Genomic DNA, 16,155 nt, shown 5'->3' with positions numbered 1-16,155 from the left:
ACACATTTCCTCGAATCATCCCCTCTTTGCCTCCTAGGGGAAACCTTCGGGAACTACCTTGATACAGGTCGTTTTCGTACGGCGCGGACGCACGAAGCGCCCCGCCTAGCCGGGCGGCCGCACCACGCGTACGCCAAGAGCCCCTCCGGCGCCGTACCGGACGGGTGACCGCGCGCTCCCCCGGCTCAGCCCTTGACGGCTCCGGACAGCGCGAAGGCGTTTCCGAGCACACGCTGGACCACCGTGTACAGGACGACCACGGGCATCGAGTACAGGATCGAGAAGGCGGCCAGCAGGCCGTAGGAGGCCGTCCCGTGCAGGCCGAAGTACTGGAAGATGACGACCGAGGCCGGCTGCTTGGCGGGGTCGACCAGCAGGATGAACGGCACGAAGAAGTTCCCCCACGTCAGCGCGAACGTGAACGTGAAGACCACCGCGGTGCCGGGCAGCATGAGCGGCAGAACGATCCGCAGCAGCGCCCGCAGGCCGGAGGCGCCGTCCACCCAGGCCGCCTCCTCCAGGGAGATCGGCACCTCGTCCATGAAGTTCTTCATCAGCCAGATCGCCATCGGCAGCCCGGTCGCGGTGAGGAACAGGATCGTCGCGGGGATGGAGTCGAGCAGGTCGAGCTGGACGAACAGCCCGTACACCGGGACGAGGATCGCGGTGATGGGCAGGCCGGTCGCGAACAGCAGGATGAGGAGGATCGGACGGCCGAACCTTCGGGTGTAGCGCGACAGCGGGTAGGCGGCCGGCGCCGCGAGCACCAGGGTCAGCACGGCCGACCCGAGCGACAGCACCAGGCTGTTGACCAGCGCGTGCAGGTTGTCGCCGGTGAGCACGTCGGCGAAGTTGCGCAACGTCAGGTGGTCCGGGACCGAGGTGTCCAGAGTCGCGTGTTCGGAGACCGAGGACAGGAACAGCCACGCGAACGGGACCAGGAACGCCAGCGCGATCAGCCCGAGCACGAGGTAGGCGGCCGCCGCGGCGCTACGGCGGCGCGGGGCCGTCGTGGACAGGCGCGGCGCGCTGCGGGTGGCCGTCGTCATACGTCCTCCCGCATCATCCGCAGGTAGACGACGGAGAAGACGCCACCGACGGCGAGCAGCACGATGGCCAGCGCGGCGCCGTACCCGAGCTGGTAGAACTTGAACGCCGACTGGTACATGTAGACCGGCAGCGTCTGGGTCTTGGTCCCGGGCCCGCCGCCGGTCATCACGAAGATCAGGGTGAACACCGCCAGGGTCTGCAGCGTGATCGTCATCAGGTTGGTCATGACCGCCCGGCGCATGAGCGGCAGGGTGATGTGCCGCAGCCGGGCGAAGGCCGAGGCGCCGTCGACCGCGGCGGCCTCCAGCAGATCGTCGGGCACGTTCGACAGCGCCGCGGAGTAGACGAGCATGGAGAACGCGGTGCCGCGCCAGATGTTGGCCAGGGTCACCGCCAGCAGCGGCGTGGCGTACAGCCAGCTCTTTCCGTGCAGGCCCACGGCGTGCAGGATCGCGTTGAGGGTGCCGTCATCGGACAGGAACGCGTACCAGACGAACCCCGCGACCAGCTCCGGCGTCACCCACGCGCCGACCACGATCGCGCCGACGACGGCGCGGGCGATGCGGCGGCGCGACTTCATCAGCAGCGCCAGGACCATGCCGCCGACGTTCTGGCCGATCACCGCGGAGCCGAGGACGAACACCACGGTCAGCCACAGCGACTGGCGGAACTGCGGGTCGTGGAGCATCTGCCGGTAGTTGCGCAGCCCCACCAGGTGCGGCGTGCTCGCGGTGGCGCCGGTCAGGGCGACGTCGGTGAAGGACGCGTAGACGCACCACAGGATCGGGCCGAGGAAGAACAGCGCCAGCAGGGCCAGGGCGGGCACCAGCGGCAGGATCCGGCCGGCCGCCCGCCGCCCGCGCACGTTGCGCGGGCGGCGGGCGGCGGCGCGGGTGGGCTCCGGGAGGCCCACCGCGACCATCAGGGAGCCCCTTCGACCTTGTCCGGTCCGGCGAGCCGTTTGATCTGGCCGGCCAGGTCGTTGGTGGCCTTCTCCGGTGCGGCCTGGCCCGTGACCACGGACTCGGTGGCCGCCTGGAGCTGGTTGGAGATCTGCGGATAGACGCTGTAGGCGGGCCGGTACTGGGTCACCGACACCAGGTCGGTCCAGAACTTCTGCGTCGGGTTGCCCTGCAGGTAGGCCGGTTCGCTGGTGACGTCGTTACGTACCGAGACCTGCGTGGCCTTGAGGTAGAAGAACAGGGCGTTCTCCTTGTTCATGGCCAGCTGGACGAGCTTCCACGCGGCGTCGGGGTTCTTGGTGTTGGCGCCGACCGACAGCAGCCAGCCGCCCGACAGCGACACCTTGCCGGGCGCCTGCCCGTTCTGGGTGGGCATCGGCGTGGTGCCGAGCGTCTTGGACCACTCGGGCCAGGCCGAGGCGCCGCCGGGGATCCACGCCTGGGGCAGCCACGAGCCGTCCAGGTCGATGGCCAGCTTGCCCTCCGGCAGTTCCTGGCCCTGGACGTTGTCGCTCCAGTGCGCGTCGAGCGCCTGCTGCGGCGTCGGGCCCAGCTTCTCGGAGAAGATCGTCTTGAGGAGGTTCATCGAGTCGTTCATGCCACGGCTCGGCGCGACCCACTTCTTCGTCTGGTCGTTGTAGAGCTTGTTCGCCGTGCCGTACAGCAGCATCTCGAAGCCCTGCATCGCCGACGCCTCGCCGACGCCCTTGCCGGCGTAGACGTTGAGCGGGATGACGCCGGGGACCTTGGCCTTGATCTGGCGCGCCGCGGTGAGGACGTCGTTCCAGCTCTTGGGCTGCCAGTCGGCGGGCAGGCCCGCCTTGGCGAAGATCTTTTTGTTGTACCAGAGGCCGCGGGTGTCGGTGCCCATCGGCACGCCGTAGGTGTGGCCGTCGCCGGCCTTGCCGGCCGCCTTGGCCGCGTCGACGAACTGGCCCCAGTCCGACCAGGCGCTCAGCTTGGAGTCCAGGGGCATGAGGAACTTGGCCTGGGCGTCGGAGTTGACGAAGAAGGTGTCCTCGTAGGCGACGTCCGGCGCGGTGGCCTTCGAGCGCCGCATCAGGCCGAGCTTGGTGTAGTAGGAGTTCTCGTCGGCCTCCACCGGGATGAGCTTGAGCTTCACCCCGGGGTTCTGCTGTTCGAAGACCGGCTTGATCTTCTTGAAGAGCTCGTCGGCACCGATGAAGTTCCCGAACTTCTGGTACGCGACCTTGATCGTCTTGCCGTCCGAGGATCCGCTGTCACCGCAGGCGCTCAACCCCGCCGCGAGCGTCACCGCTGTCATCACGAGAGCCCATTGCCGCCGCATGCGCAGCACCTCCGCGAATTTGGCATTGCGTTGTGGCAAATGTGGAAGGGCGGGCGAACGGCGTCAAGACGTAGCGGCAGAGGTGACGAATGCCTTACTTCCGGGGTACGTGTGCCTCGCGTGTCAGGAGCGCACGATGGGACGGCCGGTGATCGCGCTGATCCGGTCGGCGGTCAGCGTCACCGCGGCCGACGGACTCCACCTGCGGGTCAGCACGCCCTCCAGCATGGTCTGCAGCTGCGCCGACACCAGGGCGTAGGCCGGCGCGGCGGGCCGCACGACGGCGTGTTCGAGCAGCGCCGCCGTCTCGGCGTGGAACGGCGAGACCGGCGCGAGGGCGTCGATCACGCTGCGGCGGGGCGGCAGCTGGCCGGTCTCGCTGCAGACCTCGGCCAGCCACCTTGGCGCGGTCGCCGCGCGCAGCAGCCGCATCGCCAGCTCGGGATGGCGGGCCTGCCGCGGCACGCAGTAGACCATCCCCCCGCACAGGATTCCGGGCGGCCCGTGCGGCCCGGCCGGGATCGGCACGAACCCGAACCGTTCGGAGACGTTCGCCAGCGGAGTGCCGGTCTCCTCGGCGAGCGTCTCGGCCTGGTAGCTGGCGCCGACGAACATCGCGGCGCGGCCGGCGGCGAGCATCCGCGCGGAGCGGTCCTTGTCGTAGGTGACCACCTCGGCCGGCAGCACCCCGTCGTCCACGAGGCGCCGCAGGAACCTCAGCGTCTCGACGGCGGCGGGACCGTCGAGGGTCACCGCGTCGGGGGTGAACACGGTCGCGCCGTTCGCGACCAGCAGTGCCACCAGCGCGTACGTCGCGGTCTCCCCCGCCGCCGGGCCGCCGGGCAGCACCAGCGCGTGGCGGTCACGCGAGGTGCCCGCCGCGAGCGTACGGCCGAGGGCGCGCAGGTCGCGCCAGGTGTGCGGCGCCGGGGTCTCCCCCAGCGCCGCACGGTCGTACCACAGGCCGGTGACGTCGGCCGGCGCGTGAACGGCGACGGCGCCCTGGCCCTCGAAGCGGTAGGCGTCCACGAACGGCGGGACGAAGTCGGCGTCGTGCTCGGCGGCCCACGCGGGGTCCAGCTCACCGATCGGGGTGAGCATGTGCGACTCGGCGAACTCGGCCACCCAGACCGAGTCGACGATGGCGAAGTCGGGTCCGCGTCCTTCGGCGATGGCGCGGCGGAACATCGCCCGCAGCTCCCCCAAGGGCGCCGTCGTGATCTTCAGCCGGAGCTCGTTGCCCATCGCCTCGCGCAGCTGCCCGGCCCACTGGCCGTCGGTGGCCATGACCGACACCTGCGGGGCGGCCCGCAGCGCGGCCATCCAGCCGGGGTCGACGAAGGTGCCGCGCCGCCGGTGCCGCACCACGACGCCCTCGGCCGCCAGCTCCGACAGCGCCCGCGCCACGGGCGTGCGGCTCAGGCCGTACGCGGCGCACAGTTCGTGTTCGGTCGGCAGCCTCCCGCCGGTGCCGTAGTGCCCGGCCTCGATGTCGGCGAGCAGACGCCGCTTGAGCCGGTAGTACGCCGGAAGGGTTGGCGCGGGCTCCATGACTGTCCTCGGTCGGCGTGGTTTTGCCATCAGTGTGCAGCAAATCGGCCGCTCGGATCCACAGCCACCCGCCCCGGCCGGCGACATCGCCCGCCGCCCTGGTGGCTCGGAGGCCATCCGGTCATTGGTTGTCCTGGAGGAGTTGCCGTGTGCGGGCGAGGAACGCCTGGCGGACCTCATCGGGGTGCAGTATCCGTAGTGGCCGGCCGAGGGTGAGCAGGTAGCGTGCCAGGCCGTCGACGTCCGGCCCGCCGATGTCGATGATCGTGGCGTCATCGCCGTCCGGACGGTGGACCCCGACCGTCGGCGGCACCAGCGCGAGGGCCTCTTCGGCCGGCACGGCGAGGCGGATGGTCACGCGCACCGGGTACGGGCCCAGCGCGATGCCTGTGTTGACCATTTGCGCCGGATCCGGCGCGTCGGGCAGGTCGGTCGGCTCCCCCGTGGTCGTGGCGTCGATGATGCGGTCGGCGCGGAAGGTGCGCCAGTCCTGCCGTTCCACATCGTGGGCGACGAGGTACCAGCGGCGGCCGGTGTAGACGAGGCGGTAGGGGTCCACTCGCCGGGTGGACGTCGTTCCGGTCCGGTCGCGGTAGGTCAGCCGGGTGCGTTCGCCGCGTCGGCACGCTGTGGCCAGGTCGAGCAGCAGTGCGGGGGAGATCTGGCCGTCGTCCGGCCGCGCGGTGTGGGTGAACGCGGTGTCCAGTTCGCCGAGTCGGCGAGCGATCCGGGCCGGTAGGACCTGGCGCAGCTTCAGCAGCGCCGACAGGGCTGCCTGGTCGCTGCCGGAGACTCCGCTGAGCGCGGCGGTGCGCAGCCCGACGGCCACCGCCAGCGCTTCCTCGTCATCGAGGATCAGCGGCGGAATGCTGGTTCCTGACCCGAGGTGGTAGCCACCCCACGGGCCCATCTCCGATTCGATGCCGTAGCCGAGTTCACGCAGCCGGGCGATGTCACGGCGAACCGTCCGCTCGGTGACCTCCAGCCGCGCGGCCAGATCGGCGCATGTCCAGGACCGTCGTGTCGACAGCGAAGACAGCAGTTGCAGCAGCCGGGCCGAGGTGTTGACCACGGCCACCAGTGTGCTCGATGACCAGGACCGTTTCTGACCGGGTCATCCCCTAGCGTTGCCCGACATGACCGAGAACTCCTCGACCGAAGAGTCCATGACGACGGCGACCACCGGATCCCGCGTAGGCCGGTTGATGACCATGAAGGCACACCCCGGACGAGGGAACGAGCTGGCGGCCGCCCTGCTCACCGTCGCGATCGGCCTGCGAGAGTTCCCCGGCTGTGAGATTTATCTGATCAACCAGGATCAGACCAGTCCGGACATCGTGTACGTCGTCGAAGTGTGGGCCGACGAGGCCAGCGCGAACGCCGCACTCGAGGCGGCCCGCGCCGCCACGTCCACGGCAGTGAGCATCACCGACGTGCTGGCGATGCTCGGCGACGAACCGCAGCGCATCGATGTCGTCCCACACGGCGGGGTCGGCCTCGCCGATGCCGGGTGAGCGACGAACTGGCGGAACTGACCGTCACCGATATCCGGGCCTGGCGGGAGTGGCTCGGCGAGCACCACGACGGCTCCGCGGGAGTGTGGCTGGTCCTCGCCAAGCAGAACACGACCGAACCCACCAGCCTCACCTACGACCAGGCGCTCGATGAAGCCCTGTGCCATGGCTGGATCGATGGCCGGCTACGACGCCGGGATGAGATCACCTACTGTCGGCGCTTCACTCCCCGTGGGATACGAAGTCCATGGTCAGCGCGTAACGTCGCCATCATCACCCGCCTGGTCGGCGAGGGCCGGATGCACCCGGCCGGAATGACCGAGGTCGAGCGGGCCAAGGCCGACGGCCGCTGGGAGGCGGCCTACGCGGGACAGGCCGGCATCGAGATGCCGTCCGACCTGGCCGCCGCGTTGGTCGCGGAACCCAGGGCGCAGGCGATGTTCGACATCCTCACGTCCCAGAACCGCTACGCCGTCCTCTATCGAGTCGCGAACGCCAAACGCGCCGAGACCCGAGCCCGCCGCATCACCCAGTTCGTCGAAATGCTGGCCCGCGGCGAGACGATCCATCCGCAGAAGCGTGCCCTCGGCGGCTGACCGCCGGCCCGGTCCTCCGAACGCCGGGGCGGGTCAGTGGCCCTTGGTCACGTTCGCGCCGTGGGTGGTGGGGCTCTCGCGGTGTTGCCGGTCCAGGGCGGTGACGTAGTAGGTGTAGGAGTGCGCCGGCTTGGCGGTCTTGTCGGAGGTCTTGTGCACGTCGCCGCCGACGACCTTGACGAGGAACCGGCCGTCGGGCGCGATGCAGGCCGGTCCCTTCGCCGGGGTGCGGTAGATCGCGTACGCGGCCGCGCCCGAGCCCTTCCAGGTCAGTTCGCCGTCCTTGGCCTTCAGATGGGCCGGGGCGGAGGGCGGGGAACCGGTGCTCGCCGCGACGGGGGGCAGCGCCGGGCGGGAGTAGTGGTCGCGCAGTAGCCGTGAGGCGAAACCGTGCCGGTCCTGGGCCAGGTCGCGGGCGCTGAAGAACGCCTCCCCGCCGACCTGGGGGTACTTGGCGTCGATCCCGACGTGGCGGGACAGCTCGGCCGGGTCCTTCCAGGCTCCGGGCTGCCCGACCTGGTAGGCCGCCTGCCCGATCACGAGCTGGACGTGCGTGCCCGCGACCTGCTTGGACCACCACGCCACCAGGGTCCGGTAGTCGGCGGCCTTGAACCCGACGGGCCAGTACAGCTGCGGCGCGATGTAGTCGACCCAGCCGCTGCGCACCCACTTGCGGCTGTCGGCGTAGATGTCGTCGTAGCTCTGCAGGGCGGCCGTGGCCGAACCGGCCGGGTCCTTGCTCTTGTTGCGCCAGACCCCGAACGGGCTGATGCCGAAACGCACCGCGGGCTTGGCCTGGTGGATCTGGGTGTGCAGGCCCTGGACGAGCGCGTCGACGTTGTGGCGCCGCCAGTCGCCGATGTTCGCATAACCCTTGCCGTACTTCTTGAACGTGGCGCTGTCGGGGAACGCCTGGCCCGGTAGCGGATAGGGGTAGAAGTAGTCGTCCAGGTGCACGCCGTCGACGTCATAGCGGTTGACGACGTCGAGGACGACCTTGCCGACCAGGTCGCGTACCTGCGGCAGCCCCGGGTCGAACCACAGCGCGCCGCCGTAGCGGTGCACCCAGTCCGGATGCAGCCGCGCCTGGCTGTTCGGCGCGAGCCTGTTCCGGTCGGCCTGCGCGCTCGCCCGGTAGGGGTTGAACCAGGCGTGGAACTCCAGCCCGCGCTTGTGCGCCTCGTCGACGAGGAAACGCAGCGGGTCATAGCCCGGGTCGCCGCCCTGTTTTCCGGTGAGGTACTGCGACCAGGGCTCGAGACGGGAGGGGTAGAACGCGTCGGCGGCCGGGCGGATCTGGACGTAGACGGTGTTGAAGTTCAGCTTCTGCGCCACGTCGAGCAGGTGGCGGTACTGCCCCTGCTGCTTGGCCGCGGGAAGGCCCGCCTTGTTCGGCCAGTCGCCGTTGTTGACCGTTGTGATCCACATCGCGCGTGTCCGCCGCGTGGTCGCGTGCGCCGAAACGGTCTGGCCGCATTCGGCCGCCGGGAGGCCCGCGGCCGACGCCGGCGGCGAGTCGTGTCTGCCCGCGCACCCCCCGCATCCGGCGGCGACGATCAAAGCGATCGCCGCCACGGCCGTGCTTCGCCCCCGAGACCCGCCCATGAGATGGCATTCTGCCGGAGAGTCCCGGCGCACATCCGGGTATCGGTTCAGGAGAGGCACTCTCACAGGGCGGCGGCGGATGAACGACACCTTCCGGCTCGGCCGGATCGTCGGCGTGCGCGTCGGCGTCAACTGGACCGTTCTCGTCGTCTTCACCCTTCTCGCGTACGGTCTGGGGGCCGAGCGCCTGCCGCAGTCCTACAAGGGACTGCACCCGGTCATGTACATCCTCGGCGGGCTGTTCACCGCCGCGGCGTTCCTCGCGTCGCTGCTCGCGCACGAGCTGGCGCACGCCATCGTCGCACGGCGCAACGGGTTGACCGTCGAAGGCATCACCTTGTGGCTGCTGGGCGGCGTGGCGAGGTTCGAGGGCGAGCCGGAGAGCCCCGGCGCCGAACTCCGTATCGCGGGCTCGGGGCCGCTGGTCAGTCTACTGCTGGGCATGCTGCTGGCCGGCGCGTCGGCGGTGCTCCTGGTCGCAGGGATGAACGGCATGGTCGCCGGCTGCATCGCGTGGCTGGCCGCGATCAACGTCGTGCTCGCCCTGTTCAACGTCATCCCGGCGGCGCCGCTGGACGGCGGCCGGCTCGTCCATGCCCTGCTGTGGCGCCTGTCCGGCGACCGTACGCAGGCGACGCTGCGCACCGCGCTGGCCGGCCGCGGCTTCGGCTGGATCGCGATGGTGGCGGGCTTCTACCTGTCGCTGTGGACCTTCAGCGGCCTGTGGCTGATCCTCATCGGCTGGTTCCTGATCGCGGCCGCGAGCCTGGAGGCCGGCCAGGCACGCGTGCAGGCCCGCCTGGACGGCATCACGATCGGCCGGGTCATGACGCCCGACCCGTTCACCGTGCCCGGCTCGATGACGGCGGCTGAGTTCCTGCGCGAGATGCTCCCCCGCCACCGCCACACCGCCTATCCCCTGCTCGAGGACGGCGTCGTACGCGGCATCGTGACCGCCGAGCGGATCCGCGGCCAGGAGCCCGGAGCACCGATCGGCGCGGTCGTGGAGGACGCCGAGCGCACCGGCGCGCAGACGTCGCTGGCCGACCTGGTGCCCAAGCTGGCCCACGGCCGGCTGCTCGTCTTCGAGGGCGAGCGCCTCGTCGGCATCGTCACCCCACGCGACCTGGCCCGCGCCCTCGAACGCCTGCCCGGACCGGGCTGAGGGTCAGAATCCGCGGAAGACGCCGTGCTCGTCGGCGGCCGCGGTGAAGTCGTCGAAGTCCATGTTGGAGATCGACAGGTTGTTCTCGATACTCGACAGCTCCTCGACGACGACGCGGAGCACGCGCCCGCGCTCGTCCCACAGGTCGATGACCAGCAGCGGCATCTCCGGCGAGGTGAGGGCGACGTGGTCCGCCACGATGAGGATCGGATGCTCGCACTCTGCCGGCACCAGCGCGAGGACCTGCTCGAGGGTCAGGTCACGGTGCGCGGGGTCCTCGACGGAGTCCACGTACGCCATGAACCCGTCCTCGTTCGGCGTCGCGATCGCCGCGAGGAGGGCCTCCCACGCCGTCTCGTCGGAGAAGTCGGTGCGGAGCAACGGCGTGCTGACGGTCTTCGGCAGTGTGGTCATCGCGCGGCCTTCCGGGTACGGGCTGATCTCTCCTGGAGGCATACGGGGCACGCCCGCGGAGGGTTCACCGCAAGGTGATCGAACACATGTTCTACCATGAGGGAATGCGTTGGGACGCGTTGTCACTCGATGGTCAGGAACCGGGCCTGTTCGGGCAGCCGGTCACGGTCGACACCCCGGAGTTCCGCGGGATCACCTTCCACGAGATACGGGCCAAGTCGATCATCAACAAGGTGCCCGGCGCCTCCCGCGTGCCCTTCACCTGGACGATCAACCCCTATCGCGGCTGCAGCCACGCGTGCCGTTACTGCTTCGCCCGCAAGACCCACACCTACCTCGACTTCGACGCGGGCCGCGACTTCGACTCCCAGATCGTGGTGAAGGTCAACGCCCCCGAGCTGGTCCGCCGCGAGCTGGCCGCGCCCCGGTGGGCGGGCGAGCACATCGCGATGGGCACCAACGTCGACTGCTACCAGCGCGCCGAGGGCCGCTACCGGCTGATGCCCGGGATCATCGAGGCGCTGCGCGACGCGGCGAACCCCTTCTCCATCCTCACCAAGGGCTCGCTGATCCTGCGTGACCTGCCCTTGCTGGAGGAGGCGGCCGAACGCACCGAGGTCGGCGCCGCCGTGTCGGTCGGCTTCGTGGACAAGGAGCTGTGGCGGCTGATCGAGCCGGGCACGCCGAGCCCGCTCAAACGCCTGGAGGTCTGCGCGACGCTCGGCGAGCACGGCATCGGCTGCGGCGTCCTGATGGGGCCGATCGTGCCCTACCTCAGCGACACCCCGCGCCAGCTGGAGTCGGCGGTCCGGCGCATCGCCGAGGCGGGCGCCACCTCCGTGTCGGCCATCGTGTTGCACCTGCGTCCGGGCGCCCGCGAGTGGTTCATGGACTGGCTGCGCGAGGCCCGCCCCGAGCTGGTGGCCCCGTACGAGCGCCTGTACGGGCGTGGCGCCTACGCGCCAAAGGACTACCAGCGGCGCATCTCGGCCAAGGTCGCGGAGCTGGCCAACGAATACGGCATCGGCGACCACCGCAACCCGCGGCGCCCGCGCATCGTCCCTCCCCCGCCGGCTCCCCCGCGGCCGGCCGCCGAGCAGCTGCCCCTGCTGTGACGGCGGCACTAGGCTCACGCTACGTGGAGGTCTATGAGCGGTGCGCCGGTGAGAACGGCGAGCTGGTGCTGCGGAGCGACGGACGGCACTTCGAGATCATCAGCAACGGCGTCTTCCTCATGGACACCCGCGCCGGTGAGTCCGAGCGGCTTTTGGTCCGCGCCGCGCTGGAGCGCGTCGCACGGCCCGCCGACGTCCTCATCGGCGGCCTCGGAGTGGGCTTCTCTCTCGCCGAGGCGCTGCGCTCGCCGACCACCCGTACGGTGACCGTGGTCGAACGCGAGCCGGCGGTCATCGGCTGGCACGCCACGCACCTGCGCCCCTTCTCCGGCGGTGCCCTCGCCGATCCCCGGGTGCGGATCGAACGCACCGACCTGCTCGAATGGCTGTCCGCGACGCCCGGCGCCTATGACGTGCTGTGCCTGGACATCGACAACGGCCCCGAGTGGACGGTCACCGACGGCAACGCCGCCCTGTACGCGCCGGCGGGCCTGGACCTGCTGGCCGGGCGCCTGCGCCCCGGTGGCGTCCTGGCCGTCTGGAGCGCCGGCGCCGCGCCCGCCTTCGAGGCGCGGCTGCGGGAGCGGTTCACCGGCGTCACGGCGCATCCGGTCCAGGTCGCCCGGGGCGAACCCGACGTGGTCTACCTGGCGATCGTCTCGGCGTAGTGCTCCCTGAGCTCCTCGGTTCGCGCCTTGGGCCACGGGCAGTGGTCGATGCCGCGCAGGTGGTCGGCGAACACCTCCAGGTGGGTGTGCCAGGCGGCGAGCGCGGTCGCGCGCTGATCGGCGAGCCGTGCCGGTCCGCTCTGGGTGAGCACGACACGGGTGCCGGCGGGATGGCCGCCGGTCAGCTCCCAGCGGACCCGGCCGGCCGGCTCACCGCCGTCGAGCCATCCGTAGTCCAGGACGGCCCCCGGCTCGACCGCGGTCAGCACGCCCGCCGAGACGTACCCGTTGGTGGCTCTCACCGGCGGCGGCCCGCCCACCGAGGGCCCGCCGGACTCCCCCGCGCCCGCGAGCGCGGGCCATACGTCCTCCACCGGGTGGGGGATCATCCGTTCGAACCGGACCGTGAAGCCCTGCTCGTCATCGGCCACGGTCCCCTCGCCGAGCCCGAACGCCGCCACGTAGGCGTCGTGCCGCTCGGCGTACCGCTCGGGCCTGAGCATCCCTTCCGTGGCCGGGCCGGACAGGATCTTCTCCAGCGCCCCGAGGCAGGTCTCCCAGCCGGTCGCGAAGCTGCCGGCCATCGGGCGGTCCTCGAAGGTGTGGGTGAAGGTCAGCACGCTGCCCTCCCCGTCCGGGCGCAGCTCCATGCGCAGCGGGTCGCCGTTCCAGCTGAAGGCGAAGACGCGCGGCGGATCGAGCTCGGTGATCGACCCCTCGGCGGCGTCCATCTCGGCGCCGGGAAAGGCGAAGGTGATCCTCCCGCCGACGCGGAAGTCCATCTCGACGATGGCCGGGAACCAGTGCGCCATCTCGGCCGGGTCCGTGATCGCCCGCCAGACCTTCTCGACCGGATGCGCGAGTCGGCGTTCGAACCTCAGGACGTTGCGTCCGCCGACGGTGTGCAGGCTTCCGTTCACGAGTCCTCCGTACGGTCCGGCGCCGTGCCGGGCATGGTGTCCAGGTGGTGTTCGAGGGCGTCGAGCGCGTCCGACCACAGCCGCCGGTAGGGCCGCAGCCACGCGTCGATCTCGGCCAGCGGCTCGGGCCGCAGCTCGTACCAGCGCCGCTGCGCCTCGGCGCGTACGCGGACCAGCCCGGCCTCGCGTAGCACTCGCAGGTGCTTGGAGGTGCCGGGCTGGGTGAGGCCCAGGGCCTCGGTCAGCTCCGCCACCGGCCGGGGGCGTTCCAGCAGCAGATCCAGGATCCGCCGCCGGGCCGGCTCGGCGAGTACGTCGAATGTCGTTGCCACGCCCGCGAACATAGCCCGGCAGATATATACCCGTCAAGGCATATAGTCCAGGTCGGGCAGGTGTCGGAGTAAGTCGGTGTTCCGGCCGTCGCCGCACTGTGATCACCCGACCGAAGCCACCAGTGCGTACGCCCGGCTCAGGACAGCCGGGGCAGGACGTCGGCGGCCAGCCGCTCCATCTGCGTGGTCTCCTCGGACAGCGGGTTGAGCAGGATCATCTGCGCGCCCGCGTCGGCGACCTCCCGCAGTCCTCGCGCACACGCCTCCGGTGTGCCGGCGACCGCGACCGGGGCCAGGCCCGTCCTGCCGTAGAGCCGTTCGAGCGCGGCGTCGATGTCGCGCCGGGCGCGTGCCCCGTCGTCGTCGACGGCGATGTAGACGCGCTTGGCGATGCCGAAGCCGCCGGGGTCGCGGCCCTCCTCGGCGAGCGCCTCCCGTACGAGCCGCACCTGCTCGGCGAACCGCCCGGTCTCGGTGGACCCGGCGCCGAAGAATCCGTCGCCGTGCCGCACGGCCCGGCGCAGGGCGTCCGGGTGGTTGCCGCCGAACCACAGCGGCGGGTAGGGCTTCTGGAACGGTTTGGGTTCCATCGCCGCGTCCTCGAGCTGCCAGAAGCGGCCCTCGAAGGTGATGCGGGGCTCGGTCCAGCACGCCTTCATCAGCCGCAGTCCTTCGTTGAACCGGGCGACCAGGCCGCCGGGGCCGACGCCGAACGCGGAGAACATCCGGCCGCGCCCTCCGGTCCCCACCCCGATCTCGAGGCGGCCACGGCTGAGCTGGTCCAGCGTGGCGACGCTCTTGGCCAGGTGGACCGGGACGTGCAGCGGAGTGACGAACACCGCGCAGCCCAGCCGCAGCCGCTCCGTGCACGCGGCCGCGTACGTCAGGGTCTCGATCGGCCCCAGAGTGGGGGCCGCGCCCAGGACCTGTTCCTGTGTCCAGGCGCTTTCGAAGCCGAGCGCCTCGGCGCGCGCGAGGTGGTGGCGGAAGGCCGCGGGGTCGAAGGCGCCGTCGGCGATGAGCTGCGGGATCGAGATGGCGAATCGCACACATCCGACCGTAGCGCCCCGGCCCGCGTCCGGCCCGGCAGGCACGCGTCTCCCGGCGGCGGGGCCTCAGGTCCCGGCGGGCGCCTGGGGGCCGCGGAAGGGCAGGGTCTGGCTGTAGACGATGTTGGTGGTGGTGCTCCCGAACTGGGCCAGCTCGTCGATGACCTTCTCCAGGTGACCCATGGACTCCGCGGCGACCTTGAGCGTGTAACAGTCATCGCCGGTGGTCCGCAGGCACTCCAGGATCTCCGGCCGTTCGCCGAGCAGCCGGTGCAGGGGCTGGTGGTGGCTGCCGGGATACTTCAGGCGGACGACCGCGAGCACCGGGAACCCGGCCCGGCCCAGGTCCACCTCGGCCCGGTAGCCGGTGATGACCCCGGCCGACTCCAGCCGCCGCAGCCGCTCGGTCGTCGCGGACGCGCTGAGGTTCACCCGCCGGCCGAGCTCGGTCAGCGGGACGCGCCCGTCCCGCTGGACCTCGGCCAGGATCGCCCAGTCGGTCGCGTCAAGAGTCTCGGCCATCCGGCGAATATACCGGCGGATCCACGGCGGGACAGCCCGTACGCGGGGAGGAATCCCTTCCGGCGGCCGGGAGCGCCTGGATAGCCTGAGGCGATGCGAACAGGCGTCAACGTCCCCAACTTCGGGCCCGGCACCGACCCCGGCATGCTGCGCGACTGGGCGCAGACCGTCGAGGGCCTGGGGTTCGACCTGCTGATGGTCTCCGACCACCTCGCGGTCACGCCCGACGTCGCGAGGCAGTACCCCGCGCCGTTCTATGAGCCGTTCACGACACTGTCCTGGCTGGCCGGCATCACCCACCGGGTCCGGCTCGGGACGACGGTGCTCATCCTGCCGTACCGGCATCCGCTGCTGATGGCACGGATGGCCGCCAACCTCCACCAGCTCAGCGGCGGGCGGCTCGTCCTGGGGGTGGGCGTCGGCTGGGCCCGGCAGGAGTTCGCGGCGCTCGGCGTCCCGTTCGGCCGGCGCGGCGAACTGACCGACGAGGCCCTGCGGGCCATGCGCGCGGCCTGGGAGGACGAGGCGGACTACGGCCACGGGCCGATACCGATCTGGGTCGGCGGCAACAGCGACGCGGGCCTGCGCCGGGCGGTGCGGTTCGGCGAGGCGTGGCACCCGCTGCGGTTCACCCTCCCCTGGCTGCGGGACGCGCTGGAGCGGCTCGAGGCCGCCGCGGACGCGCAGGGACGGCCGGTGCCGGGCCTGGCGCCGCGCATCGCCCTGAGGCTGTCCCCCTCACCCATCGAGGACCCCGGCCGGCTCGCCGGCCAGGGCACGATCGAGCAGATCCTCGACGACATCGACCGGCTGAGGCGGCTCGGCGCCGGCACCGTCGTCCTCGACCCCTTCGGCGGTGACCCCGAAGAGACCCACCACCCGCGGCAGGCATGGCGGGCGCTGGCGGCCGTCGCCGCCGCCCTCCCCACGAAATCGGAGTGATCATGACGACCGACGAGCGGGCCCTCCTTCGCAGGGCCATCGAGCTGGCCGCCGCGGCGCGCGCGGGCGGCAACCCGCCTTTCGGGTCGCTGCTGGCCGGACCGGACGGCGGCGTCCTCGCCGAGGAACGCAACACGACCATCACCGACGCCGACATCAGCGCGCACCCCGAGCTGAAACTGGCACGGTGGGCGGCCCGCGAGCTCGACCCCGCCACCGCGGCCGCCACCACGATGTTCACCAGCTGCCAGCCGTGTCAGATGTGCGCGGGCGCCATCGAACGCTCCGGCCTGGGGCGCGTCGTGTTCGCCCTGTCCAACGAGCAGCTCACCGGCCTCAAACCCGGCCCCGGATGGCCCGGCGTAGCCCAGGAGGGCCCGGCCCTGTACGAGGAGGCGCGCGTCCCGGTCGAGGGCTACTACACCTGACCCGGGTACGGTG

18 protein-coding genes are annotated in these 16,155 nt (G+C 71.2%); 7 read left to right on the top strand and 11 right to left on the bottom strand.

What is annotated here, in order from left to right; all coding sequences use genetic code 11:
* Nucleotides 1-185 precede the first annotated feature (185 nt).
* From FB559_RS42460 to FB559_RS42440, 5 genes are all read right to left on the bottom strand, one after another.
* Nucleotides 186-1,049: a carbohydrate ABC transporter permease gene (locus FB559_RS42460; RefSeq protein ID WP_141963732.1), complete on the bottom strand. Its 864-nt coding sequence runs from the start codon at nt 1,047-1,049 to the stop codon at nt 186-188.
* Nucleotides 1,046-1,972 (bottom strand): carbohydrate ABC transporter permease, encoded by a 927-nt coding sequence (locus tag FB559_RS42455; RefSeq protein WP_141963730.1) that lies wholly within the window; start codon nt 1,970-1,972, stop codon nt 1,046-1,048. Before FB559_RS42455 ends, FB559_RS42460 begins: the two co-directional genes overlap by 4 nt.
* Complete coding sequence (locus FB559_RS42450) at nt 1,972-3,321, bottom strand: extracellular solute-binding protein (protein ID WP_141963728.1); 1,350 nt, start codon at nt 3,319-3,321, stop codon at nt 1,972-1,974. Before FB559_RS42450 ends, FB559_RS42455 begins: the two co-directional genes overlap by 1 nt.
* A 123-nt stretch (nt 3,322-3,444) precedes the next feature.
* On the bottom strand, nt 3,445-4,872 hold the full coding sequence (locus tag FB559_RS42445; protein ID WP_185792753.1) for an extracellular solute-binding protein: 1,428 nt from the start codon (nt 4,870-4,872) through the stop codon (nt 3,445-3,447).
* Nucleotides 4,873-4,993: 121 nt separating this feature from the next.
* Nucleotides 4,994-5,944, bottom strand: a complete 951-nt coding sequence (locus FB559_RS42440) for a helix-turn-helix transcriptional regulator (protein WP_141963724.1) — start codon at nt 5,942-5,944, stop codon at nt 4,994-4,996.
* A gap of 64 nt (nt 5,945-6,008) precedes the next feature.
* On the opposite strand from FB559_RS42440, the gene FB559_RS42435 reads away from it, so the two are divergent.
* Together FB559_RS42435 and FB559_RS42430 are read left to right on the top strand one after the other, a co-directional pair.
* Nucleotides 6,009-6,386: a putative quinol monooxygenase gene (locus FB559_RS42435; RefSeq protein WP_141963723.1), complete on the top strand. Its 378-nt coding sequence runs from the start codon at nt 6,009-6,011 to the stop codon at nt 6,384-6,386.
* The gene (locus tag FB559_RS42430; RefSeq protein ID WP_141963721.1) at nt 6,383-6,982 is read left to right on the top strand and encodes a YdeI/OmpD-associated family protein; all 600 of its coding nucleotides are present in this window, start codon (nt 6,383-6,385) and stop codon (nt 6,980-6,982) included. Before FB559_RS42435 ends, FB559_RS42430 begins: the two co-directional genes overlap by 4 nt.
* A gap of 33 nt (nt 6,983-7,015) precedes the next feature.
* Here the strand turns inward: FB559_RS42430 and FB559_RS42425 are convergent, their stop codons facing one another.
* Nucleotides 7,016-8,410 (bottom strand): glycoside hydrolase family 10-like protein, encoded by a 1,395-nt coding sequence (locus tag FB559_RS42425; protein WP_246122925.1) that lies wholly within the window; start codon nt 8,408-8,410, stop codon nt 7,016-7,018.
* A gap of 256 nt (nt 8,411-8,666) precedes the next feature.
* Between FB559_RS42425 and FB559_RS42420 the strand changes: the two genes are divergently transcribed.
* On the top strand, nt 8,667-9,752 hold the full coding sequence (locus FB559_RS42420) for a site-2 protease family protein (protein ID WP_141963717.1): 1,086 nt from the start codon (nt 8,667-8,669) through the stop codon (nt 9,750-9,752).
* Nucleotides 9,753-9,755: 3 nt separating this feature from the next.
* On the opposite strand, the gene FB559_RS42415 is transcribed toward FB559_RS42420, so the two are convergent.
* On the bottom strand, nt 9,756-10,166 hold the full coding sequence (locus FB559_RS42415; protein ID WP_141963715.1) for a DUF6924 domain-containing protein: 411 nt from the start codon (nt 10,164-10,166) through the stop codon (nt 9,756-9,758).
* A gap of 86 nt (nt 10,167-10,252) precedes the next feature.
* On the opposite strand from FB559_RS42415, the gene FB559_RS42410 reads away from it, so the two are divergent.
* Both FB559_RS42410 and FB559_RS42405 read left to right on the top strand, forming a co-directional pair.
* On the top strand, nt 10,253-11,281 hold the full coding sequence (locus tag FB559_RS42410; protein ID WP_425455137.1) for an Rv2578c family radical SAM protein: 1,029 nt from the start codon (nt 10,253-10,255) through the stop codon (nt 11,279-11,281).
* Between the two features lie 23 nt (nt 11,282-11,304).
* Complete coding sequence (locus FB559_RS42405; protein WP_246122924.1) at nt 11,305-11,949, top strand: spermine/spermidine synthase domain-containing protein; 645 nt, start codon at nt 11,305-11,307, stop codon at nt 11,947-11,949.
* Here the strand turns inward: FB559_RS42405 and FB559_RS42400 are convergent.
* From FB559_RS42400 to FB559_RS42385, 4 genes are all read right to left on the bottom strand, one after another.
* Nucleotides 11,925-12,869: an SRPBCC family protein gene (locus FB559_RS42400; RefSeq protein ID WP_141963713.1), complete on the bottom strand. Its 945-nt coding sequence runs from the start codon at nt 12,867-12,869 to the stop codon at nt 11,925-11,927. The two genes, FB559_RS42405 and FB559_RS42400, sit on opposite strands and share 25 nt — an antisense overlap.
* A complete protein-coding gene (locus tag FB559_RS42395) occupies nt 12,866-13,201 on the bottom strand; it encodes an ArsR/SmtB family transcription factor (RefSeq protein ID WP_141963711.1) in 336 nt (111 codons plus the stop codon). The genes FB559_RS42400 and FB559_RS42395 overlap by 4 nt, the downstream gene beginning before the upstream one ends.
* A 137-nt stretch (nt 13,202-13,338) precedes the next feature.
* Nucleotides 13,339-14,250 carry an LLM class flavin-dependent oxidoreductase gene (locus FB559_RS42390; protein ID WP_141963709.1) on the bottom strand — a complete coding sequence of 304 codons (912 nt, stop codon included), beginning with the start codon at nt 14,248-14,250 and terminating at the stop codon, nt 13,339-13,341.
* 66 nt (nt 14,251-14,316) lie between these two features.
* On the bottom strand, nt 14,317-14,772 hold the full coding sequence (locus FB559_RS42385; protein ID WP_141963707.1) for an Lrp/AsnC family transcriptional regulator: 456 nt from the start codon (nt 14,770-14,772) through the stop codon (nt 14,317-14,319).
* A gap of 93 nt (nt 14,773-14,865) precedes the next feature.
* Between FB559_RS42385 and FB559_RS42380 the strand changes: the two genes are divergently transcribed.
* Both FB559_RS42380 and FB559_RS42375 read left to right on the top strand, forming a co-directional pair.
* Nucleotides 14,866-15,714, top strand: a complete 849-nt coding sequence (locus FB559_RS42380; protein WP_141963705.1) for an LLM class flavin-dependent oxidoreductase — start codon at nt 14,866-14,868, stop codon at nt 15,712-15,714.
* Between the two features lie 2 nt (nt 15,715-15,716).
* Nucleotides 15,717-16,142, top strand: coding sequence for a nucleoside deaminase (locus FB559_RS42375; RefSeq protein WP_185792752.1), 426 nt, complete (start codon nt 15,717-15,719; stop codon nt 16,140-16,142).
* Nucleotides 16,143-16,155: the final 13 nt, after the last annotated feature.

It is taken from the genome of Actinoallomurus bryophytorum, assembly GCF_006716425.1.
Lineage (GTDB): Bacteria > Actinomycetota > Actinomycetes > Streptosporangiales > Streptosporangiaceae > Actinoallomurus > Actinoallomurus bryophytorum.
This window is presented reverse-complemented; position numbering and strand designations above follow the sequence as displayed.